Below are 22679 nucleotides of genomic sequence, written 5' to 3' on the forward strand. Positions count from 1 at the left end.
TGGGCCTTTTGCATGGTGTGACCCAGTCTTAAAGTTCCTTTGGCAAGGAGATTTGTGACTTTTCGCACATGCCAGCGGGCTGTTTCGCATCTATTGCGCGTGAGACCATACGGCATAAGAATCAATCGACAGGACGCATACGCCATGGAATTCATCGACAAGCTGAACAGCCTCGCCGCCAAGATTCGCCAGCAGAAAGCGGCGATCCAGACCGAGGAGGCAACAAAGAACGCTTTCGTGATGCCGTTCATTCATTCGGTGCTGGGCTATGACGTGTTTGACCCCACCGAAGTGATTCCGGAATACGTTTGCGATGTAGGCACCAAGAAGGGCGAAAAGATCGACTACGCCATTCTCAAGAATAATGAGATCCAGATTCTTGTGGAGTGCAAGAAAGTCGGCGAGCCCCTCCACCTCAACCACGCTGGTCAATTGTTCCGCTACTTTCATGTGACGAACGCACGCATCGCGATCCTCACCAACGGGCAGGTCTACAAGTTTTTCACGGACCTCGATGCGCCCAACAAGATGGACGAAAAGCCCTTTCTTGAACTCGACCTGCTCGACATCGACGCGCACGTCGTGCCTGAACTGGTCAATCTCACCAAGTCGGCATTCGACGTTGAATCGATCATCAGCGCCGCCGGTGAACTCAAGTACGTCAGCCAGATCAAGAAGGTGCTCGCCACCCAGTTCAGTACGCCAGAGGATGAGTTCGTCAAGTTCATCGCCTGCCGCGTCTATGAAGGCCCGATCACCCAGAAAGTCCGCGAGCAGTTTGCCGAACTGACCCGCAAAGCCACCAGCCAGTTTCTCGGCGACCAAGTCAATGAACGGCTCAAATCGGCCATGAGCGGCGTTGCCGTCCCGACAGTCAGCACCGCAGCGCCGGGCGTGACGGAACCCACAGAGCCGCAGGTAGAAGCGAGCGAAGACAAGGTCGTGACCACAGAGGACGAGCTGGAAGGCTTTCATATCCTCAAGGCCATCGTGCGCTCGGTCGTCGACGTAAAGCGAATCACCATGCGCGACACGCAAAGCTATTGCGGCGTCCTGCTGGACGACAACAACCGCAGACCAATCTGCCGGCTCCACTTCAATCGCAACCAGAAATACCTCGGCGTATTTGATCAGCAGAAGAATGAAACCCGGCACCCGATTGAGTCGGTGGATGATATTTACGGATTCATGGAGCAGTTGAAGGCGACGGCGGCTTCTTACGTGTAACTGAGGGTCCCGAAAGCTGCCGTAAGTACAGCCCACAGCCGTTACCCATCGCGGACTCTAAAGCTATCTGTGTGACTGGAATTAACAGAATTACCCATTTCGGTTAAAATTACGGCTCCACTTAACACAGGGAGATACCATGATTCGAAAACTGTTTGCTACAGCCGTTCTTGCCGCCAGTTTGGTAGGTTGCGCATCTGTCCCGATGGGCGATGCAAAGAAAGATGCCGAACTCAAGTCCTTTTCGGTAAAGCCGGAGGTTTCCGGCCTTTATATTTATCGCAATGAATCCATGGGGGCAGCTGTTCGAATGGATGTCGATGTCAATGGGAAGCCTTTGGGCCAAACCGCTGCAAAGACCTATTTCTACACGGAAGTTGCCCCTGGCAAACACACCATCACCTCCAAGTCAGAAAACACTGACAGCATCCAGATCGAAACAGTCGGTGGCAAGTTGTACTACGTCTGGCAGGAGGTAAAGATGGGCATTCTTTACGCTCGCACTAAGCTACATCTCGTGAGCGAGGAAGAGGGTAAAAAGGGCGTTCTTGAAACCCAATTGATTTCTGGTCAGTAACCAAAATACGGTTCAAGGGATGACTTGCAAGCTGTGCGTGCATTTCATCCCTGGGCTTGAAAATCTGCTTTTAAAAAGACTGGAAGTCGCGTTTGGGGCGGGAAAAGTTGGGCTGAAAGGCAGAGTCCGGCCAGAAGCCGCAAGTCGCCACCCGATACAGAAAGCGGACATCCGGGGGCATATGCTCTACTCCTTCGTACCACATGAATCGGATCGCCCCTATGCCCACGGCTGCTCCTTTTTCTTTCCTGTTATTTTTCCTTGCGCGAGGCTCCTACTTCTAAACAGTAACTTGCAGAGCCTGTTATCCGGCATTCCGATGTTATGCGGCAGAACTGTCGCCCTAAAACAAAGTTAGCGCCTTCAAGGTAGCTCGCAATGACACCGTCAGCCGTTTCCGAGTACCAAATGAAGCGGTTCTTCATTCCGGGACCAATGCTTCTCTTCCTTGCCGGTCTCAGTGGCCGCTTTGTTTCTCCGAGCTATCTATGGGTATCCATTTTGGTAGCAGCTATCTCCGTTCCATTCACACTCCTGTTCATTGCCGCCAGTTTCCGGGCGTTTGTCCAATCTCGGCGGGAGAAGTAGTGGAAACCAATTGTCTTAATAGCCCCGTCGCTAACACTCCGTTCGAGGCGCGGCTCCGCCGCTGGGACGCCGTGCCGGTGGGGCCGGCCCGTCGCCCCTCACCTCCACGTTAGCGCTCAAGGAGAGCCCATGTCCAACACGCAGTTCGCCTTTCTAAAGAAGTCACAGGCTCCGAGCAGAGCGGCGCTTCAAGCATCTATCGACGCGCTCGGCTTCGACTTGAAACTCGATCCCACTCTCAACCTTCTAGAAGACTCTGGCTTTTCGCCATGTGTATTGGCAGGAATCTCTGATGTTGGGTTCGAATTGTTCACAGAACCAGCCAAGGATCTCATTGGCGACAACGACGAATTCCTAGAGTCAATCGGGGATAGTGACTTGGCCGTAAACATGATTTGGCGTGGCAGCATGAAGGACTGCGCATCCGTGCTAATCGTTAGTTGCGCGCTGGCAAAAGACTTCGGTGCGGTCATTTCATACGAAGGAGAGCCTCCTGAGCCGTTCGAAAATCTGCTGGAGGCTACACGTGAAGCCATTGCCGAAGCCAAGAAAGAGCGCTAACAAATCGGTCAAGGCCGCTCCCTCCCTACCTGCAACAGCAGACACTCCCACTCTTCTTACTCCATGAACGCATACCACCTTGCCCAAGTTAATGTCGCCTTGGCGCGTGCCGAGATGACTTCCGAGATCATGAGCGGCTTTGTCTCACGCCTAGATAAAATCAATCGCCTCGCAGAGAATTCAAAAGGTTTCGTTTGGCGCCTCATCGGCGATGGCTCCGATGCAAGCAGTATCAGGGTGTTTGAAAACCCATTGCTCCTCGTAAACATGAGTGTCTGGGAAGACTTGGAGTCGCTGAAGATCTACGCCTACAAGTCCGCCCATGTCGAACTCATTCGGGATCGAGACGCCTGGTTTCACAAGCTGCCCGAGGCACACCAAGCGCTCTGGTGGGTCCCCGCTGGTCATATCCCGACCGTTTTCGAAGCCAAGCTCCAGCTTGAGCACATCAGGGCGCACGGGCCTTCGCCTAAGGCATTTACATTCGCAAAGCCTTTTCCGCATCCAACCGCGCGCCCCTTCCCCTGCATGTCAGACATTGTCTGCCACCAGTCTAGTAACCAATAACCACTTGAGAGATGCAATGCACTATCTAATGTTTTACGACTTTGCACCAGACTATCTCGAACGCAGAACCCCGTATCGAAACGAACATCTCCAACATGCTTGGCAAGCGCATGCCAGAGGAGAGCTTATTCTCGGTGGTCCATTGGCCGACCCAACGGATCGTGGCGTCTTGCTGTTTGAATGCGATTCACCTGATATTCCGTCGCGGTTTGCGGATGCCGATCCTTATGTAAAGCGCGGTGTCGTCACGCGTTACCAAGTGCGTCCATGGACGACAGTCATAGGCGAAGACGCGTTTTCCCCCGTGAAGCCCAATGTCTAACATCACAATCCACCGGACCTCCGGCAAGCTGCGCTTGCCTACGTCCGGTGATTTGCAACGTTGGGCATCAAACCTCCTGATTCCATGAACCCATTCATTCAATTAGCACAGTGGATTAGCGAAGAACGACTCGCCGGCATTCCCTTTAGTCATGGGGCCGTGCTTGGTACTGTTGGGCATGATGGCATCCCAAGAACACGTATGTTGGGCGTGCATTTCGATGAAGAGAGCATTCCCAGGTTCCATACTTCGCCCACTAGTCGGAAGGTCACCGATATTGGAATCAATCAAAATGCATCGATCACCTTTGCTTTTCAGAGAAGCCTTCGTTCGGTGTCTATCGAGGGCGTTCTTGAGGTGATTCCTCACGGACAGCTCGTATCTGACTGGCTAGCCCTCGATCAAAAATTCAGGCGTAGTTATCTTGTTTTTGGCCACCGCTCCGGGCAACCTGCTGACTCAGACGTATCCCTCGAGCACTTACTTAAAGAACTTTCCCCAGGTTCCGAAAACGAAATGCCCCCAAGCTTTATTGGGTATCGCTTTTCGCACGTCAGCAGGATTGCCTTCTATTCAGTAGGCAGCGGGAATTTTGCCGAGCATGTCGTATTTTCCCGAGATGGCGGCGGAGAAAACTGGCTTTATTCAAGAGTGGTTCCATGAAACCATGCCCAACCAATCATTCCACCGGACCTGCGCAAAAAGCCGCGCAGGCCGGTGAATTAACACGTTATGTTGCAACAAAGGACTCATGCGCTACGTCGCCATTCTTTTCATCCTAGCCCTCGTAGGGTGCTCGAGGTCGAACACGGATGCCAAGATGCAAAGCCACTACGAGAAAAAGAAAGAATACTTCTCTGCGCTTGTTTCGGGCACTGACTGTCATTTCGACAAGGACAAAATATTGTTTCGGTCGGAGGTCACCAAGGAGAATAGTGCTTGTTTGAAGCTAATGGCTGAAGTAGAAGCAAACGGCGTTGATATCGATCCTTTTTCGGGTGGAGTAGTGGTGTACCCATTTTGGCTTAACTTCTCTAGCAAGCAAAAAGGATATGTTTATTCGGCAGAAGAGTTAACCCCGCTATACCCTTCACTCGACGAGCATCCAGAAGATTTGCACCCGTACGAGAGGGGGTACAAAAAGATAGCCGACAAATGGTACATCTATTACGAATATGTCAATTAGCAAATGCTACATAACCCGACAGTCAACGCGGACGCTGCGCGATAGAGCCGCGCAGCGCCGGTCACTTCTACGTTAGACACATCCGAATTTATGGCCCAAGAAATCGACGAACAGTTTTACGAGAGAGCAGATGCGCACATTCACTTATCGAATGAGCAGGCTCAAAGTATTGGCCGAGGAAAAGTTAGCGCCTCGATGATGTATGCCACTGCAAGATTCAATGCGTGGGTGAGCGCCACAGGCTTTTCTGAAAAGGAGCAAATGGCTTCCACTCGCCAAGAAACAATCGAGTATTTCGTCGAGCAATACCGGTCAATGCTCGAAAGCAATCTCGATGATTACATTTCAAACTTTGAGAGTTACATGCAGGTAGGCGATACCAATGTCTAACATCTCTAAGGACTTCCCCGTCAAGTACCGTTTTTCAATGACCGGCCGGCAGGCCGGTTTTTCTTTCCTGCGCTCCCTTCCTGACCTCTGCACACACGCGACGGATCGGACAGACAGACTGCCTCTCTCTAATCGGCCTTGATCGGGTCTCGCCCGGGGCCATGCGACTAACCGCACCAGCAGGCCTCAATCGTTCGTCGGCGGGATCAGGGAAGAGGGGATCAGCCACGTCCCTTGTTGATCCGCCATCAGGTTAGCCACTCATTTGCCAACTGAGTCTGCTGGTCGGTCTGACCTGTTCTCTATCGCTGACGTGCAGTTGCCATTGCTCGGTTGTGCTCAGCCCCGTTGCCAGGCCTGTGGGTTGTAGGACTCGCCTTTCGCCAGCACCGCCCACAGTTGCCGGGCGTGCTTGTTGGCGATGGCGACCAAGGTCTTGTGATAGCCGATCCGTCCGTTGAGCACGACGATCCACTGCTGCAGACGAGTCAGCTTCTCGGGGGATTCACGCCGCTGTTTTCGGAGCGTCGCGGCCAGCACGCTGCGCGCGCCTTGCACGAGCAAGGTCCGCAGATAGTCGTCGCCTCGCCGGGTGATGCGTCCAAGCTTCGTCTTGCCCCCGCTGCCCGACTGGCTGGGCGTGAGGCCGAGCCACGCGGCGAACTGGCGGCCATTGCGGAACATTGATGCGTCGCCCACGCTGGCGGTCACCGCATCGGCGGTGATGAGCCCGACGCCGGGCAGATCCCGCGCCCGTTTCGCCAGCGGATCGTTCGCCTGCTGGGCGGTGATCTGCCGGTCGCATTCGCCGATCCGGGCGTCCAGCGCATCGAGTTGGTCGCGTACGCTCTGGATCAATCCGCGCAGGGCTGGCGACAAGGCGGTGTCGAATTCCCGCTCGGCCAGCAGCGCACGCAAATGCTTTGGACCGGGATCGACAATCATCCCGAATTCGGCGAGCAGCCCGCGGACACGGTTAAGGAGCGCGGTGCGTTCTTCCACCCAACCGACCCGCAGGCTGTGCCAGGCCAGGCGCTGCTGCTGGGCTTCGGTCTTGACCGGGATGAAGCGCATGCCGGGCGAAAGCAAGGCCACGAGGATTGCCTCGGCGTCAGCCCGGTCATTCTTGACCGACTGGCGCTTGCGATAGGGTCGGACAAACTCGGCGGCCATCAGGCGCGGCGCCAGGCCCAGACGCTGTGCCGTGCGGCCCCAGTGGTGGGCGCTGCCACAGGCTTCCATGCCGATCACTGTGCCAGCCGGCAACGTGCCAAGCCAGGTCATAAAGCCCTCCCGGTTGAACTCCTGCCGCGCCACGATCCGCCCGGCGCAGTCTGCCACGCAGGCCACGAAGACGTTCTTTGCCAGATCCACACCAACCGTCGTAGTATCCATTTTGACTTCCCTCCTCGCCGTTTCAGATTGAGCCTGAGAAATTCAATCTTGGCACTTGGATGCCAGGTGGCAAGCCCACCGGGTGGGTGGGGGAAGTCCTTTTGTAGTCGGTCAAGGCGCTCTCTTCGGTCGCTGGGACGTCCCGCAAGCGGGCCGCCCCTTACCTAGCACAGTTGGGCGTCACGATGAAGGTACCTGCTGCTATTTTCGCGTTGCTACTAATGGCCTTTAATGCGTCTGCCTCTGAGGAAGGGAAATCTTGGCTGTCAGCTCCAGCCGGAATGAACGAAGAGTCGGGGACTCCAATCCCGACCGAGGATAGCTGCGAAGTCCCAGCATCAAAACTTACCAATGCTCTCTCTCAATTAGCCGAAAAAACGCTTATCGCGCTTGATCCAACTACGGTGAAGAGTCTCGTAGGTGAGTGCATCAAGATCGCGGCGAACAAGACTCCCTACTTAGTCAGGGCCGTTTATGGGCATCGGGGAACAGGCCATTATTTCGTGCGCCGTGTAGGTGACGATCTTCTCGTCGCCCATGGATCATTAGGCCGTTACACCACTTATTCAAAATCTGCACTTGTTGTGAATCTGTCTTTCGCTCCAAAGAGTGAGTTCATCATGGTGGTCATTGACCAATGACGCCCAACAATCCGGTCCAGCGGCAGTCGGCCAGCTGCGCTGTCCGACTGCCGCTGACCTACAACGTTGAGCGACTGCTTTCCTCACCGTTCAACGGCCGCATTGGGTCGCAAACAGCCACTCCACGCGATCCACTTGCGGTGCAAGACCAATAGACGAAACCACGGCCATGCAAAGACCCAGCGCTACCCTTTCTGCATCCATTACGGTCCCGTTGTTTTGAGCCATTCATACATCTCTCTGCGCCTCCACTTTCACCCCCGACTTTTATGTCACGACAACTTCGCTGCCTCACCGCATTCATCCTGCTGATCCCCGCCGTCGATTACGTCTGCGCCCAATCCCTCCCGCCGCCGTCCCGCACGGTCTTTCGGTGCGAGGAGGGCGGTAAGGTGGTCTATTCGGATTCGCCTTGTGTGGGGGCGAAGAAGATTGATGTGGAGCCGACGCGGGGTGTCAGCAAGTTGTCGGGCCGGGAGCGGGTGGGGCGGGATGTGCAGCACGAGCAGTTTCGGGAGCAGCTTGCCGAGGCGATTCGGCCTATTAGCGGGATGGATGCGCGGCAGTTTGCGGTGCATGAGCGTCGCATTCACTTGAGTGCCGAGGCGCAGCAGGAGTGCCGGCGTCTGGATGCGCAGCTGCCACTTGTTGAACGGGAGGAGCGGCAGGCCAGCACGGCGTCTTTGGGCGATGTTCAGAGCCGCTTGTTTCGCTTGCGAAAACGCTTTCGCGAGCTTGGTTGTTAGTTCTTTCCCTGTCAGCGCGTCCCTCACCCTGCCAGCCGCAGCGCCGGGGCCGGCGATGACCAGCAGGTTGCCGGCGGCGAGGCCCCTGAGCCTCGGATTGGCGGCAAGGGCGACCAGCAAGCGGTATTTGATTAGCGTGAGGTGCTGTGCTGTGTCGGACTGAAGTCCGACCCACCGTACGCCAAAGTCCGAGCTGCTGCGTGATTTGTCCCGTTTGATTGAGCGGCTGCCCCCGGCTTATCCGCTTCACGCCATCCTCATCACCGCACCAGATGCGCGTCGAAGGCGGCCTTGGCGTTGCCTGAGAAATGGTATCTGGCAAACAGGCGCTGCAATTTGTCGGAGTTGGTTCTGGCGGTGGCGGTGAACCAGATGCCGATCCGTTTGCCTTCGCGGGCGAGGGTGGTGAAGGCGTAGTGCCATTCACGGGCTTCTTCGAGGCGTTCGATGACTTCGCGTTCGTTGTTGATCGCCACGCCTGCGCGTTTGAGCGAGTTGATGAACTGGGTGGATTCCTTGCTGGGGCTGGTCGTCATGTTGCTCTCCGGGTTTTTGTGTCTATGCGCAACTAACGACAAGCCCGGGGTTTGGATGACGGCGCTGCTGTTTCAGCATGTAAGGGCGCTTCGCGCTGGCTGTTAGTCGCGGTCTTTCCCTGTGAGCGCCCCTCACCCGGCCAAGCGCACAAAAAACTGCTCACGCCAACTCAACGACGCCCACCATTTCTCGCCGCTTTGCCAGAAGTCGTAGCCGCGCGGGGATATTCGGTAGTACTGGATGCCATTCAGTGAATTGGCTTCAGCAATCCATTCGTGGGCCAGGATGTAGTTGAAGAGTGTGGCGACGTGGGGGAGGCCGTCGAGAAAGCATTCGAAAGCGCCGGGGCCGGAGATGACCAGCAGGTTGCCGGCGGCGAGGGAGCGCAGCATGGCGAGCAGCAAGAAGCGGTGGGGAATGCCGCTTGGCGTCGATTCTCTGGAAGTCATGACTCCACCCCCCCTCCCGCATTCTTGCTGTCGGTAGTGTGGTTGACAGTGGAATCGGGGGTGGAATTCCCGCGGTGAATCGCTGGTCTTTGGGGGCTTACGCGGCCTTTCTCAGATACCCCAACGCATCGACCACTCTGGCGGAGTGCTCAAGCCGTTCGACCACTTCATAGCGCGCCAGGGCTTGTTCTTCGGTGAAGTGATAGGCGGTGACGAAGAGTCGTCTTGTTACGGCTTGCCCTTGCTGCGCGGGTTTTTCCCTGACAAAAAAGCGGTAGCGGGTTTCTGTTGCCATGACATCTCCTTCATGTGTGGTGAGACTGTGCATCGGGCGAGACGCCCTCGCGCCAGTGATCCACGTTGGGTTCCCGGTGGCTGGCGACTTGCAGCCCGGCTGTTGCCAGCCTGGCAAGGCGTGACTCGTTGCTGGTTTCCATTGCCCAGAGGGAGGCGGAGTCAAGCAGGGTGAGCGCAGCGGCCACCAGCACTTTGTACTTCATTCTTTGCGACTCCTTGAGGGTGGGCTGCCGTGTGTGACTGCAGGTCAGGGTGACAGAACTTCATTGCAGTCTTGCGTGGGTTGCGCGGGGGCTGTGTCGGACTGAAGTCCGACCCACGGAAGGGGGTAGGGCGTCCGGGAATGATGTCGGTATTTTTGTGAGTGTGGGGCCAGCTCACCTTTGACGTGATCGTGCAGATTGAGACCGTAAGGCTTGCCATTTACAGCAGCTTCGACGCGTCCACCTTGTAACCTGCGTCCTTGAGCACATTGCGGTCTGCTTTCCAGCCGCCCTGAAAGAGAATCTTCATGGGTGTTTCTCCTTTGAGACAACATTGCCCGGCACGCTCACAATTCCCTCTGCTTCAGGCCACAGCCCGGGAAACAGGAAGCGGAAACTGAAGAACGGAAACCCCGGTTCGAGGTGTCCCGCCCTCGACGGCGAGACGACGAGCCTTTGTTCAAGCAGGCTGCTGATGACGCGAGAGGCTGTTCGATCTGAACTATCGATCATTGCCTTGAATTCTCCGCGATCGAGCCGGCCTTCGACGAACAATCTATGCAGTGCGCGGCCGAGCAGTTCGGGGCGCAGCTTGCTGCGGTGATGCAGTAAGGGGCCGCGCCCGTAATCGTGCAGGAACTGCAGGGCAAGGCTGACGTATCGGGCCTGCATGGTGTCGAGAGACAGTAGCTTGTCCATGAACTGGACCTGGTCGAGGCAGGTTTCCAGCCAGAAGCCGATGAATTCGGCCAGACCTTTGGAGCTTAGGTTTCCGCGACCGTCGGTGTCGTTACGTCTTGGCAGGTCGGCCTGGTGCAGGGCGCCGTAATAGTCTTGCTGGCGACGGGCGAGACCGCGCATGGGGGACCAAAGCCCTTCGGTCAAGCCCATATGGTGCAGAAGCAGGTGGTTCTGCAGGCGGCTGACTCGGCCGTTGCCGTCAGGGAAGGGATGAATCCATGACAGGCGGTGCAGGGCTGCGCCTGCCACCACCAGCTTCATGGAGTCGCTGTATTTCGGGACGCCGTATCGGAAGTGGAAGTGCGCTAGGAGTTGGGGGAGATCGGCGGGGTCGGGGGCTGCATGGGAGCCGACCTTTACCCAGCCTGCCCGGATTTCTCCGGGTTCCATGAGCCCGCGTTTGTTGCCATCCTGGTCGACGATGACCCGGCAGTCGTCACCGAGTCTGGAATAGAGCGCACGGTGGATGCCGGCAATCCACTCGGGCTGGAACATTTCGGCCCACGTCTGGCTCCTGGTGTTTTTTTCCAGTTCCTCTTCGACTTCCATGTGCGCCAGGGCCAATTGTTGACGCCGCTTGATTTCGTGGTCCTGCGAGAAGTGATTGGAGAGTGCCTCTTCCAGGTCGGACGGGTAGGTGTGCTGCCCTTCAATCTTGTTGGTGTAGTACGAGTTCATCGCACGCAGGATTCTGGCCAGTGACTGGCGAGCTTCCTTGCCGATCCGGGGCATGAGGCGGGCGCATTCAGTGCGCACGTCGGCGACTTGCTCAAGCAGGGGCACTAAATCAATGTCACTGGGAACGACGGGCTCGATCAGGCCTACGACTAGCATTTGGCGACTCTTCTTTGTTTGTATGAATAGAAAATTGCTTACTAAACAGTTGCTTGTTGCTTGCTGTTTTGTTTATTGGCGACCTTTTGACGAATCCTAGCACCGCAATTGCACGTGCGTCACGCCACAAAAAAACGGCGACCGTTTTATCGGTCGCCGTTCAAACTCCCAGGGGACGCATCATCCCCGGTCATGCCGCAAACTCAGCCGCTTACGGGATCATCCACGGGAAGACATAGGCCTGCAGCGTGGTGATGATGCCGACCATGCCGGCGAACATCAGGCTGTGCTTGAGGGTGAAGCGGAACAGGTCCGATTCCTTGCCAACCAGGCCGACTGCGGCGCAGGCGACGGCGATGGATTGCGGGGAGATCATCTTGCCGGTGACGCCGCCGGTGGTGTTGGCGGCCACGAGCAGGGTGTCCGGTACGCCGATCTGGTGGGCCGTGGTGGCTTGCAGCGAGCAGAACAGGGCGTTCGACGAGGTGTCGGAGCCGGTGAGGAACACGCCCAGCCAGCCCAGGAAGGGCGAGAAGAACGGGAACAGCACGCCGGTGCCGGCCAGCAGCAGGGCCAGGGTGGCGGACAGGCCGGAGTAGTTGGCGACGAAGGCGAAGGCCAGTACCATGCCGATGGAGTAGATCGGGCGCTTCAGCTCGATCACGGTTTCCTTCAGGGTCTTGGCGGCTTCGCCCGACTTCATGCCCAGCACGAACATGCTGATGATGGCGGCCAGGAAGATGGCGGTGCCGGTGGCGGAGACGACGTCGAACTTGTACACCGCGGCGTAGGGCGTGGCTTTGGCAACGATGGGTTCCATCTTGATGACCAGCTTGTCGAGCATGGGCATCGGGAACTGGAAGACCAGTGCGTACAGCGGGCCGTCCTTGGCGAACAGGGCCTTGAAGGGCTTGAGACTCCAGATGGTGACCATGACGGTCAGGATCAGGAAGGGCGACCAGGCCTTGGCGATCTGGCCAAAGTTGTACACCTTGCTGGTGTCGATGGCCTTGGTTTCGTGCTGGGTTTCAAAGCGGAAGATGCGCTTCGGCTTCCAGTTCTTCAGGAAGATGGTCAGGCAGACGAGGCTGACGAGGGCCGAGGTGATGTCCGGCAGTTCGGGGCCGATGTAGTTGGCGGTGAGGAACTGGGTGATGGCGAAGCTCAGGCCGGCGACGAGGATGGCGGGCCAGGTTTCCTTGATGCCACGCCAGCCGTCCATCATGGCGACGAGCCAGAAGGGCACGATCACCGACAGCAGCGGGAGCTGACGACCGGCCATCTGGCCGATCTTGAAGGGGTCGATGCCGGTAACCTGGCCGCCGACGATGATGGGGATGCCCATGGCGCCGAAGGCGACCGGGGCGGTGTTGGCGATCAGGCACAGGCCAGCGGCGTACAGGGGGTTGAAGCCCAGGCCGACGAGCAGGGCGGCGGTGATGGCCACCGGTGCGCCGAAGCCCGCTGCACCTTCCAGGAAGGCGCCAAACGAGAAGCCGACGAGCAACATCTGCAGGCGCTGGTCATCGGTGATCGAGATGACGGAGGCGCGAATGATGTCGAACTGGCCGGTCTTGACCGTGATCTTGTAGAGGAACACGGCGGCGATGATGATCCAGGCAATCGGCCACAGACCGTACATGAAGCCGTAACCGGCCGAGGCCAGGGCCATGGGCACCGGCATCTTGTAGAAGAAGATGGCCACGGCCAGGGCGATGGCGACGGTGATGGTGCCGGCTACGTGCCCCTTCATGCGCAATACGGCGAGCGCGATGAAGAAGAAGAAAATCGGCAGGGCGGCGATCAGTGACGACAGCCACAGGTTGCCCAGTGGGTCGTATATCTGCATCCAGGGTTGCATGGGTAAATCCTCCTTTGGTGAATACGGTGAATCGTTGTGCGCGGCGTAAAAAAGTGCCCCGTGGGTCGGACTTCAGTCCGACAGCTCGCATGGATTAGCGGACTGAGTCGGACTGAAGTCCGACCCACGGGGTGTTGTTAACAGGTGGCCAGGCGGGCGGCCTCGGCGCTGCATTCGTCGAGCAGATGGACGATGGATTGGTAGGGCACGCCGGTGGTGGCGGTGAGGCCGATCTCGCAGGTCTTGTTGCTCGAGTAGCCGCCGCAGCAGTTGGCGGGCACGTCGGCGTGGATCTTGCGCAGGGCGTGGGCGTTGAGTTCGGGGACGACGAAGCCGCGGTCGCCGCCAAAGCCGCAGCACTTCACTTCGGCGGGCATCACCACCTGGGTGGCGCAGGCCTGGGCGAGCTGCTTGAGCTTGCCTTCGAAGCCCATGCGGCGGGCGCTGCAGTTGAGGTGCACCAGTACCGGCGCTTCCTTCTTTTGCAGCATCAGGCGCGGCAGCAGGGCGTCGTGGGCAAACTCCACCAGATCAAACACCGGCAGGCGTTCGGCGAGGTAAGCCTTCATGCGCATGGAGCAGGCGCTGGCGTCGAGCAGGATGGGGTACTGGCCGTTGTTGCTGGCCTTGCGCAAGGCGGCTTCGACTTCGGCCGACTTCTGGTCGGCTTCCGCTTCCATGCCCTTGCTGGCGAAGGACTGGCCGCAGCACAGGGAGTCGACGCCTTCGGGGATGATCGGGGCGTAGCCGGCGCGTTCGAGCACGCGGATGACGGTGGTGGAGAGGGCGTGTTCCGGGGTGTCGGCGCCGAACATGCGGCCGGCGCAGGTGGGGAAGTACACCACCTTGTCGCCGTTGGTTACCGTGGCCCGGCCGGCCGGCTGGGGCTTGGGCATGCCTTCTTTCCACGCGCCACCGGTAAGGCGGCTGAGCAGACTGGTGCCAACAATCGATTCGGCGATGTGGCCGGCCTTGAGGGCGGTGCGGGCCAGGGCCTGGGTGGCGCCAAAGTGATTGGCGGCAACCTGGCCGAGGCTGCGGGCCACGCTGGAGAGGTTCTCGCCACGCACGGCGCGGGTCAGGGCGCCGGTTTCGATGCCGACCGGACAGGCCGTGGAACACAGGCCGCAGGTGGCGCAGGTGTCGAGGCCCATGTAGAGGTAGTCCTCGCCAAGCTGTCCGGGCGCTTCGCCGGCCGCCTTGCGGCGCGACAGCTCACGCCAGCCGACGATGCGTTGGCGCGGCGACAGGGTGAGGCCGTGGGACGGGCATTGCGGCTCGCAAAAGCCGCACTCGATGCAGCGATCCACCGGGGCGTAAAGCTCGCCGGCGGCGGGCATCGGCTTGAGGTTCTTGAGGTGGGCGGAGGGGTCGTCGTTGATGATGACGCCCGGGTTGAGCAGACCTTCCGGGTCGAAGATCTGCTTGATGTCCTTCATCAGGCCGTAGGCCTTGGTGCCCCATTCCAGCTCGACAAACGGCGCCATGTTGCGGCCGGTGCCGTGTTCGGCCTTCAGCGAGCCGTCGTACTTTTCCACCAGTACGGCGCACACGTCGTCCATGAAGGCGGCGTAGCGGGCGACTTCGGCGTCGATGCCGAAATCCTGGGTGAATACGAAGTGCACGTTGCCTTCAAGCGCGTGGCCAAAAATGATGGCCTCGGTGTAGCCGTGCTTGGCGAACAGCTTTTGCAGGTCGAGGCAGCAGGCGGCCAGATCGGGTACGGCCACCGCCACGTCTTCGATGATGACTGTGGTGCCGGGTTTGCGCACTGCGCCGACGGCCGGGAAGGTGCCCTTGCGGACGTTCCACAGGCGCTCGATTTCGGCGGCGTTGGTGGTGAAGGCGGGGGCTTCGATGAGCGGGTAGGGAGCCAGCTCTTCGAGCACCGAGGCGATGCGCACGTGCAGTTCGGTGGCCGACGGGGCACGCGTTTCGATGAGCAGCGCGGTGGCGCCGTCGGCCAGCGTCTTGAGCAGCGGCGGCATGCCGGGCTTGTCGGCGACGGCGCGCAGCGAGGCGCGATCGAGCAGTTCGACCGCATCCACCGGCCGCGTCTTGAGGCCGACGACGGCGCGGCAGGCCGTTTCCATGTCCACAAAGAACACCAGGGCGCTGGCCTTGTGGGCGTACTCGGGCACCGTGTTGTAGGTGACTTGCGAGATGAAGCCCAGGGTGCCCTCGGAGCCGATCATCAGGTGAGCCAGGATGTCGATCGGGTCGGTGAAGTCCACCAGCGCGTTGAGGCTGTAGCCGGTGGTGTTCTTGATCTTGTACTTGCTGCGGATGCGCGCGGCGAGGGCCTCGTCGGCATGCACTTCGGCGGACAGCGCGGCGATGCGTTCGAGCAGCCAGCCGTGGGTCTGGCAGAAGGCGGCCACGCTGGCGGCATCACCGGTGTCGAGAAGGGTGCCGTCGGCCATCAGCACGCGGATCGAGGCCAGCGTGTTGTAGCTGTTCTGGGCGGTGCCGCAGCACATGCCGCTGCTGTTGTTGGCGGCAATGCCGCCGATCTTGGCGGCGTTGATGGAGGCCGGATCGGGGCCGATCTTGCGGCCCAGTGGGGCGAGGCGACGATTCACCTCGGCGCCGATGATGGCTGGGCCGACTTGTACGGTGCCGCCGTCGGCGCTGATCTTGCAGGTGGCCAGCCCTTCGCCGAGCAGAACCAGCACGCCGTCGGTGACGGCCTGGCCGCACAGGCTGGTGCCGGCGGCGCGGAAGGTGACCGGACGCTGGTGCTGGCGGGCCACGTCGACCACGTCGCGTACCTGGTCCTCGTCGTTCACCACGGCGACGACTTCGGGAATGAGGCGGTAGAAGCTGCCGTCGGTGCCATAGGCCAGGCGGCGCAGTTCGTCGGTAATCACGCGCTCGGCAGGCAGCAGGCGGCGCAGGGCTTCGATCAGTGCGGACACGGGGGGTACTCCCGGTAAGGATTCGGTGGTCACGTTCTTTCGTGGGTCGGACTTCAGTCCGACAGCGGGGGCTGGGCGAGTGGAGTCGGACTGAAGTCCGACCCACAGGGCCTAGCGGCGGTCTTTGACCATGTCCCTGAGCCTTCGCGGGGCGGGTTTGAGCGGTGTGCGGGCGGCGGTCCAGCCGCTCTGGCTCGACGGTGTGAGCACGCGCAAGCGCGTGGCCAGCCAGCTGAAAGTCCGGTATATGCCGGGGCGGGCGTAGATGCGCGCCCAGCTCTTCCACACGAAAGTCATCAGCGGGCTGTAGCCGGCGCCCTGGCCGACCATCGCCGGGTTGGCGTGAGGGGCGGTGTTGGCTTCTTCGCGCAGGCGGATCAGCAGTTCGGGGATGGGGATCTTCACCGGGCACACTTCACCGCAGGCGCCGCACAGGCTGGAAACCGTGGGCAGCAGGTGGGTTTGCTCGAGGCCCATCATGTGCGGGGAGATGATCTTGCCGATGGGGCCGGGGTAGGTGGTGCCGTAGGCGTGGCCGCCGACGCGGGTGTACACCGGGCAATGGTTCATGCAGGCGCCGCAGCGGATGCATTGCAGGGTCTTGCGCAACTGCTCGTCGGCGTAGGCCTGGCTGCGGCCGTTGTCGAGGAGGATGAGGTGCACTTCCTCGGGGCCGTCTTTCTCGTAGGCCTTGCGCGGGCCGGAGATCATGTTGAAGTAGGTGGACACGGCCTGGCCGGTGGCCGAGCGGGTGAGGATGGAGAACAGCGGGGCGACGTGCTCCAGCTTCTCGACGATCTTCTCGATGCCGGTGATGGCGACGTGGACCTTGGGCACGGTGGTGCACATGCGGCCGTTGCCTTCGTTCTCGACGAGGCACAGGGTGCCGGTTTCGGCGACGGCGAAGTTGACGCCGGAGAGACCGATCTCGGCTTCCTCGAACTTCTCGCGCAACACGTCGCGGCCGATGCGGATGAGGGCGTCCACGTTGTCGGTGTAGTCGACGCCGGGTACCTTGTCGGCAAACAGGCGGGCGATCTGTTCCTTGGTCTTGTGGATCGCCGGCATGATGATGTGCGAGGGCTTTTCACCGGCGAGCTGGACGATGTATTCGCCCATGTCGGATTCGAGCGCCCCGACGCCGGCGGCTTCCATGGCGTGGTTGAACTCGATCTCCTCGCTGACCATCGACTTGCCCTTGACGATCAGCTTGGCCTCATGACGGCGGGCGATGCCCAGCATGATGGCGTTGGCTTCGTCGGGGGTTTCGGCCCAGTGCACCTGAACGCCGTTGCGGGTCAGGTTGGTTTCGAGCTGTTCAAGCAGATCGGGCAGTCTGGCCAGGCTGTACTGACGGATGCCTTCGGACAGGGTACGCAGGGAGGCCAGCTCGGATTCATCCGGAAACTGGGCGGCCCGCTTGGCCATCAGGAAATCCATGGCGCCGCGGAAGCTGGAGCGCAGGTGCGGGTCATTCACCGCGTCGTGCATGCGCTCGCGCAGGGCCTGCGCCGAGACGAAGGCGATGGGTTTGCCGGCGTCCTTTTCGGCGGAACTGGTGTGGGCGCTCATTGCTGGGCTCCTTCGGCGTTGATGACCAGCACGATCAGTTCCTTCGGGCCGTGGGCGCCGTAGGCCAGGGTTTGCTGGATGTCGGCGGTTTTCGATGGGCCGGAGATCAGCAGGGCGTTGGTGGGCAGTCCGGCGGCCCAGTTTTCGGTACGCAGGGCGTCGAAGAAGGTGGGGTGGATGCTGCGCGCGTCGAGCAGCGCAAAGTGGATCGGCGGCACCAGCGACAGGGTGCGCGGCTCGGCTTCGGACGGCCAGACGATCAGCGTGCCGGTTTCGGCGATGGCGCCGCGCGCCTGGGTGAAGCCGGCGTCGACGCGGTGGAACAGGTCGGCCTTGATCTCTTCGACCTGGCCGATCCACGGGCGCAGGGTGGTTCCGGTAAACACCGCGGGGTCGAGGCGGCGGCCGGCCGGGGTGTCAGCCCCGAAAAGCAGTGTGCCGATGCCCTTGTCTGCGCACAGGTGGGCCAGCAGTTCGGGCCAGTCGGCGTTGCTGGTGAGGTGAACTTCGGCGTGGAAGCCTTCGATGCCGGTACGAAAGCGGGCCAGGCGCTCGGCGCTGGATTCGTCACGGGCGCGGGGGCTGTAGTGGGCGTCAAGCACCGGGGCGCTGACGGGGGCCTGCGGCTGGGTGGCGCGCAGCTTGGCGAGGATGCGGTCGCGGGCGCTCATGTCAGTTGCTCCCCGCGGTTTGCCCGCCGGTACGACGGAGCAGGAAGGTGGCCAGGTGGTCGCCGGGCAGTGAGGCTTTCACACGGCGGGCTTCGAGGTCTTCCTTGGCGGCGCGCTTGGTGATGTTGAGCAGGCAGCCGCAGTCGGCGGTAACCACTTCGCGGGCACCGGTAGCCTTCAGCGAGGCAACCTTGTCGCTGACCATGGCAGTGGAAATGTCCGGGTGCTTGAGGGAGAAGCTGCCGCCGAAGCCACAGCATTCCGATTCGTGGTCGTGGTGGGCGAGGGTCACGTTGCCGAGGCGGGCCAGCAGTTCGCGCCCGACCAGATGGGTGCCCATCTCGCGGCGTGCCGAGCAGGACGTGTGCAGCGTCACGGTGGTCGGTTCGCCTTCGTCCTTGCGGTTGAAGCCGACGACGTGGAGCAGGAACTCGGCGAACTCGTAGGTGCGCGCGCCGATCGCCGCAGCACGGGCCTTGAGGGCCGGATCGTTCGCGCAGACCTTCTCCCAGTGCCAGCGGATCATGCCGCCGCAGGAGCCGGAGGGCACCACAATGGGGTAGTCGCCGGGGAACAGGTCGAGTTGCGATTCGACGACCTGGCGGGCTTCGTCGGGGAAGCCGCTGGTGAAGGCGGGCTGACCGCAGCAGGTCTGGTTGTCGGGGAAAATCACCCGGATGCCTTCCCGCTCGAGCAGGGTAATGGCGTCCATGCCGGCCTCGGGGACGAACATGTCCACCAGGCAGGTGCCGTAGAAATACACCGCCTCGGGGCGAGGCGGGTAGCTGCGAGCCGTGTCTTCGGCTCCCGTGCTGTTCAAGGGCTTGCTCATGTCTCCTCCAGTCCTGCCGGTTGGCGACGGGAATGAACCCGCGCTACGGCTATTTGGCTATCCGGTTTAAAGCTGAACGGTAAAGTGGTAAGACCAATTTATCGGCTTGGGAGAAAATTTACGCGGAGCCCAAAACGAAGTCAATTATCCAAAACCCTGATGCCTACAATTTCTTTGTTTATAGCTCGAAAGTGGTGCTTTGCCCGCAGGCGAAGGTTGTTGCGGGCTATATCCAGGTCGTATTATTCTGGTCTTACCAATTTTTAGAGGCAGGCATGAACACCGGCAAGATTGCAGTCCAGCGACTCTCCGACACCATCGCTCACGAGCTTGAAAGGCGCATCCTGGAAGGCGCGCTGAAGCCCGGCGACCGCCTGCAGCCCGAGCGTGAGTTGTCGGTCGAGCTGGGCGTGTCGCGGCCGTCCCTGCGCGAAGCAATCCAGAAGCTGGTCTCCAAGGGCCTGCTGCACAGCCGCCAGGGCGGCGGTACCTACGTTACCGATCAGCTCGATGCCGGCTTCACCGACCCGTGGCAGCAGATGTTGCGCCAGCATCCGAACCTCCAGTCCGACATGCTCGAATTCCGTGCCATGCTCGAATCGGAAGCTGCCGCGCTGGCCGCTCGCCGCGCCACCGATGCCGACATGCAGCGCATCGGCGACGCTTACGCGCGCGTCGAGGCGCTGTTTGCCGAAGGGCCCTCGGCGGCGGTTTTTGAAGAGCAGGTGGTGGCTGATCTGGCCTTCCATCAGGCGATTGCCGAAGCGGCTCACAACGTCATGTTCGGCCACCTGACGGCCAGCCTGTTTCGTGTGACTCACGACCACATCGACCGCAATCTGCGCCACCTGCGCCGGCTAGAGGAGGACTGGCAGGAGCTGCGCGCCCAGCACGCCGCCATCTGGGAAGGCGTGCGCACCCGCAACGCCGCCGCCGCCCAGAGCGCCGTGCGGCGGCACATGGATTTTGTGCAGGAAAGCATGCTGGCCAGCGCCCGCCACGAAGAGCGTGAATCCCGCGCGGTGCTGACGCGCAAGCTGAAAAAGCCTGAAGCCCAGTCGGCAGAGTAGGCGATCGTCATGCATTCACTGGAAGATTTGCGCGCCGGCAAGCTGGCCGGCAGCCGGCGGCTGAAGCTGGCTTGCGGCCTCGAGGCTTTTCCGCCGGAGATCTTTGATCTGGCCGATACGCTGGAAGTGCTCGACCTGTCGGGCAATGCCCTGTCATCGCTGCCCGACGATCTGCCGCGGCTGCACAAGCTGCGCATCCTGTTCTGCTCGGACAACCGCTTCACCGTTTTGCCGGAAGTGCTCGGGTGCTGTCCGCGGCTCGATATGGTGGGTTTCAAGGCCAACCGGATCCACACCGTGCCGGCCGCGTCCCTGCCGCCCGGTCTGCGCTGGCTGATTCTCACCGACAACGAAATCGGTGCACTTCCAGCCTCGATTGGGCAATGTAGCGGCATGCAGAAGCTGATGCTGGCCGGCAACCAGTTGCAGGCGCTACCGCCGGAAATGGCAGCGTGCACCCGGCTGGAACTGCTGCGCATCGCCGCCAATCGCCTGAACGAATTGCCGGACTGGTTGCTTGGATTGCCGCGTCTGTCCTGGCTGGCCTACGCCGGCAACCCGTTTTGTGAGGCGGCCGAGCTGGCGCAGCAGGCCGGAGTGTCGGTCGCCGGCATCCCGTGGAATGACCTCGACATGCAGCACAAGCTGGGTGAAGGCGCTTCCGGCGTGATTCACCAAGCCACATGGCAGAACGGCGAGGCGGTGCAGGATGTGGCCGTGAAGCTGTTCAAGGGTGCCGTCACCAGTGACGGCTTGCCGCACAATGAGATGAATGCCTGCATCGGCGCCGGCGAGCATCCCGGGCTGATCCCGGTTCTCGGCCGTCTGGACGCTCATCCGGACGGAACGAGCGGGCTCGTGCTGGCACTGATCGACACCGGCTTTCGTAACCTGGCCGGCCCGCCGAGCCTCGATTCATGCACGCGTGATGTCTATCCGGCCGATCTGGTCCTGACACCTGAAAACGCCATTCGGATTGCTCTCGGAATCGCCGCCGCAGCCTGTCATTTGCACGAACGCGGCATCGCTCACGGTGATTTGTACGCTCATAACATCCTGCACTGCGGGGAGGGGCGTGCCTTGCTGGGTGATTTTGGTGCTGCATCCTTTCATCCGCCGGATGACCGGCAGACGGCAGAGGCACTTGAGCGCATCGAGGTGCGGGCGTTCGGGTGTTTGCTGGAGGAGTTGATCGAACGGTGCCCGGCGCTGCCGGAGTTTGCCGGTGCAACGCTGGTTCAACTGCAGGGCCGCTGCGTAGGCGACAAGCCGGCGCAGCGGCCCTTGTTTGCCGAAGTGGCGCAGGTGCTGGCCGGGCTGTCTGCGCCATTTTTCAATGGATTGAGCGCTTGATTATTGCGTGTTGTGATTGCGCAGTATCGCCTGAAACTTTTTGAGGCTGGCGTCAGATGCCGTCAAGGGCTGCGTCTGGGCTTCAATGGAATTCGGACGCGCTGCAATTGCTTTCGATTTAATGACTTCCAGTGCCTGCAACTCAGCCTGGATTGCGCTGAATTGCTCATGTTCAGCGTTTCTCGGTTCGAACAAGTCTGTTGCAAACCTGTCGGCCTGGGCTGGCGCTGCGGTGCGATACCCCTGCATGAGATAAGGGGTGCTTAGCAAGCCAGTGAAGTGAGATTTCTGATAGTAATCACCCGATATTGCATCGGATCCGTTCATCTCGAATGTGAAAGCCTGATCCATTAAAATCAGGCCATAGTCATACAAAATCCACTTGTTCAATGCAGGGAAGTACCCAACAGAGGCATCAAAGTTGCCATACTGATCATGCCCCAGCATTATGCAGGGCATGCTGGAGTCATTGGTGGTGGTGAGGTCTTTAAGGGAAAAAGTGAACTTGTCTGTAAACGTTGTGAGGATCGTATAAGAAAGTGACCAGGCTCCCGCCATTGCGGCAGTCTTGCCACACGGAGAGTTCGGATCGTAGCCTCCAGAAGATGGGGGGCTTGATATATCTGTTACAACGAAACTCTGCTTTGCCTGGTTCCACTCTACGGTGGCGTTTTGCCCAACCGAGGGGAAGTCTGAAACTATGTCACTCCTGGTCGTACCGGAGAGGAACGGGACTCCGCCCGAGCGTCGACTGGAGAAAGAGCGAGTTTCAATCAAATTCCCGTCAGCAAACACTTGAATCGTGTGCGGCCCCGGTTCAAGTTTGTTGTAGTTGTAAAGCAGTGAATATCCCCCGTTGGCATGCCCGCATATGCTCGCGGTGTCATTGCGAATGCTGCCGACTCCGGACTTTCCCAAAGAAACGCCATCAATGCTGACGGTAATTTGATTTGCCGTGCAGTGCCAGCCCGAGACAAGCCCTATGCCTGACTCTACTGAGTCAACGGCCGGGTTTTCTAAGTAGCCTTCTGTTGCGAGTGCCGCGCTGGCAGGCAGGAGCATGGCAAGGATAGCTGACGCTTTCAGCATGGAAACCTCTTTTGTTCTTGAGTGAAAAATGCAAAATACATGTAATTTTTCC

General features: G+C 59.9%; 24 protein-coding genes. 11 read left to right on the plus strand and 13 right to left on the minus strand.

The features are described 5' to 3' along the window. The first annotated feature begins 144 nt into the window (after positions 1 to 144). The 8 genes from ETQ85_RS04035 to ETQ85_RS04070 all read left to right on the plus strand — a co-directional run bounded on the left by ETQ85_RS04035 (position 145) and on the right by ETQ85_RS04070 (position 5418). Positions 145 to 1227 carry a type I restriction endonuclease gene (locus ETQ85_RS04035; RefSeq protein ID WP_148577769.1) on the plus strand — a complete coding sequence of 361 codons (1083 nt, stop codon included), beginning with the start codon at positions 145 to 147 and terminating at the stop codon, positions 1225 to 1227. 139 nt (positions 1228 to 1366) lie between these two features. Continuing rightward, entirely contained in the window at positions 1367 to 1804 is a 438-nt protein-coding gene (locus ETQ85_RS04040; protein WP_148577770.1) for a DUF2846 domain-containing protein, read from the plus strand. A gap of 717 nt (positions 1805 to 2521) precedes the next feature. Beyond that, positions 2522 to 2953: a hypothetical protein gene (locus ETQ85_RS04045; protein WP_148577771.1), complete on the plus strand. Its 432-nt coding sequence runs from the start codon at positions 2522 to 2524 to the stop codon at positions 2951 to 2953. Between the two features lie 63 nt (positions 2954 to 3016). Beyond that, positions 3017 to 3520: a DUF3291 domain-containing protein gene (locus ETQ85_RS04050; RefSeq protein WP_148577772.1), complete on the plus strand. Its 504-nt coding sequence runs from the start codon at positions 3017 to 3019 to the stop codon at positions 3518 to 3520. Positions 3521 to 3548: 28 nt separating this feature from the next. Further along, positions 3549 to 3842 carry a YciI-like protein gene (locus tag ETQ85_RS27415; RefSeq protein ID WP_222862051.1) on the plus strand — a complete coding sequence of 98 codons (294 nt, stop codon included), beginning with the start codon at positions 3549 to 3551 and terminating at the stop codon, positions 3840 to 3842. Positions 3843 to 3902: 60 nt separating this feature from the next. Beyond that, positions 3903 to 4505, plus strand: a complete 603-nt coding sequence (locus tag ETQ85_RS04060; RefSeq protein WP_148577774.1) for a pyridoxamine 5'-phosphate oxidase family protein — start codon at positions 3903 to 3905, stop codon at positions 4503 to 4505. Between the two features lie 157 nt (positions 4506 to 4662). Next, a complete protein-coding gene (locus ETQ85_RS04065; protein WP_148577775.1) occupies positions 4663 to 5028 on the plus strand; it encodes a hypothetical protein in 366 nt (121 codons plus the stop codon). Positions 5029 to 5118: 90 nt separating this feature from the next. After that, a complete protein-coding gene (locus ETQ85_RS04070) occupies positions 5119 to 5418 on the plus strand; it encodes a DUF3144 domain-containing protein (RefSeq protein WP_148577776.1) in 300 nt (99 codons plus the stop codon). Positions 5419 to 5757: 339 nt separating this feature from the next. On the opposite strand, the gene ETQ85_RS04075 is transcribed toward ETQ85_RS04070, so the two are convergent. Continuing rightward, complete coding sequence (locus tag ETQ85_RS04075; protein WP_148577777.1) at positions 5758 to 6813, minus strand: IS110 family RNA-guided transposase; 1056 nt, start codon at positions 6811 to 6813, stop codon at positions 5758 to 5760. 185 nt (positions 6814 to 6998) lie between these two features. Between ETQ85_RS04075 and ETQ85_RS04080 the strand changes: the two genes are divergently transcribed. Further along, complete coding sequence (locus tag ETQ85_RS04080; RefSeq protein WP_148577778.1) at positions 6999 to 7454, plus strand: hypothetical protein; 456 nt, start codon at positions 6999 to 7001, stop codon at positions 7452 to 7454. A gap of 272 nt (positions 7455 to 7726) precedes the next feature. Here the strand turns inward: ETQ85_RS04080 and ETQ85_RS04085 are convergent, their stop codons facing one another. The 11 genes from ETQ85_RS04085 to ETQ85_RS04135 form a co-directional block, all read right to left on the minus strand. Next, entirely contained in the window at positions 7727 to 8320 is a 594-nt protein-coding gene (locus ETQ85_RS04085; RefSeq protein ID WP_148577779.1) for a hypothetical protein, read from the minus strand. A gap of 140 nt (positions 8321 to 8460) precedes the next feature. Next, positions 8461 to 8736 (minus strand): hypothetical protein, encoded by a 276-nt coding sequence (locus ETQ85_RS04090; RefSeq protein WP_148577780.1) that lies wholly within the window; start codon positions 8734 to 8736, stop codon positions 8461 to 8463. Positions 8737 to 8868: 132 nt separating this feature from the next. Continuing rightward, a complete protein-coding gene (locus ETQ85_RS04095; protein ID WP_148577781.1) occupies positions 8869 to 9186 on the minus strand; it encodes a hypothetical protein in 318 nt (105 codons plus the stop codon). A gap of 97 nt (positions 9187 to 9283) precedes the next feature. Further along, positions 9284 to 9481 (minus strand): hypothetical protein, encoded by a 198-nt coding sequence (locus ETQ85_RS04100; RefSeq protein WP_148577782.1) that lies wholly within the window; start codon positions 9479 to 9481, stop codon positions 9284 to 9286. A gap of 10 nt (positions 9482 to 9491) precedes the next feature. Next, positions 9492 to 9686 carry a hypothetical protein gene (locus ETQ85_RS04105; RefSeq protein WP_148577783.1) on the minus strand — a complete coding sequence of 65 codons (195 nt, stop codon included), beginning with the start codon at positions 9684 to 9686 and terminating at the stop codon, positions 9492 to 9494. Positions 9687 to 9992: 306 nt separating this feature from the next. Then, complete coding sequence (locus ETQ85_RS04110) at positions 9993 to 11261, minus strand: Fic family protein (RefSeq protein ID WP_148577784.1); 1269 nt, start codon at positions 11259 to 11261, stop codon at positions 9993 to 9995. 211 nt (positions 11262 to 11472) lie between these two features. Further along, a complete protein-coding gene (lldP, locus tag ETQ85_RS04115) occupies positions 11473 to 13122 on the minus strand; it encodes an L-lactate permease (protein ID WP_148577785.1) in 1650 nt (549 codons plus the stop codon). A gap of 137 nt (positions 13123 to 13259) precedes the next feature. Continuing rightward, positions 13260 to 16040: an FAD-binding and (Fe-S)-binding domain-containing protein gene (locus ETQ85_RS04120; protein ID WP_148577786.1), complete on the minus strand. Its 2781-nt coding sequence runs from the start codon at positions 16038 to 16040 to the stop codon at positions 13260 to 13262. 111 nt (positions 16041 to 16151) lie between these two features. After that, positions 16152 to 17612, minus strand: coding sequence for a LutB/LldF family L-lactate oxidation iron-sulfur protein (locus ETQ85_RS04125; RefSeq protein ID WP_148577787.1), 1461 nt, complete (start codon positions 17610 to 17612; stop codon positions 16152 to 16154). Next, on the minus strand, positions 17609 to 18283 hold the full coding sequence (locus ETQ85_RS04130; protein WP_148577788.1) for a LutC/YkgG family protein: 675 nt from the start codon (positions 18281 to 18283) through the stop codon (positions 17609 to 17611). Before ETQ85_RS04130 ends, ETQ85_RS04125 begins: the two co-directional genes overlap by 4 nt. 1 nt (position 18284) lies before the next feature. Further along, positions 18285 to 19115, minus strand: a complete 831-nt coding sequence (locus ETQ85_RS04135; RefSeq protein ID WP_148577789.1) for a (Fe-S)-binding protein — start codon at positions 19113 to 19115, stop codon at positions 18285 to 18287. 275 nt (positions 19116 to 19390) lie between these two features. Between ETQ85_RS04135 and ETQ85_RS04140 the strand changes: the two genes are divergently transcribed. Beyond that, a complete protein-coding gene (locus ETQ85_RS04140) occupies positions 19391 to 20185 on the plus strand; it encodes a GntR family transcriptional regulator (protein WP_148577790.1) in 795 nt (264 codons plus the stop codon). 9 nt (positions 20186 to 20194) lie between these two features. After that, entirely contained in the window at positions 20195 to 21538 is a 1344-nt protein-coding gene (locus ETQ85_RS04145; RefSeq protein WP_148577791.1) for a leucine-rich repeat-containing protein kinase family protein, read from the plus strand. Here the strand turns inward: ETQ85_RS04145 and ETQ85_RS04150 are convergent, their stop codons facing one another. Continuing rightward, positions 21539 to 22627, minus strand: coding sequence for a hypothetical protein (locus ETQ85_RS04150; RefSeq protein ID WP_148577792.1), 1089 nt, complete (start codon positions 22625 to 22627; stop codon positions 21539 to 21541). It abuts the gene before it with no gap. Between the last annotated feature and the right edge of the window lie 52 nt (positions 22628 to 22679).

The organism is Zoogloea oleivorans (assembly GCF_008107625.1).
Classification (GTDB): domain Bacteria; phylum Pseudomonadota; class Gammaproteobacteria; order Burkholderiales; family Rhodocyclaceae; genus Zoogloea; species Zoogloea oleivorans.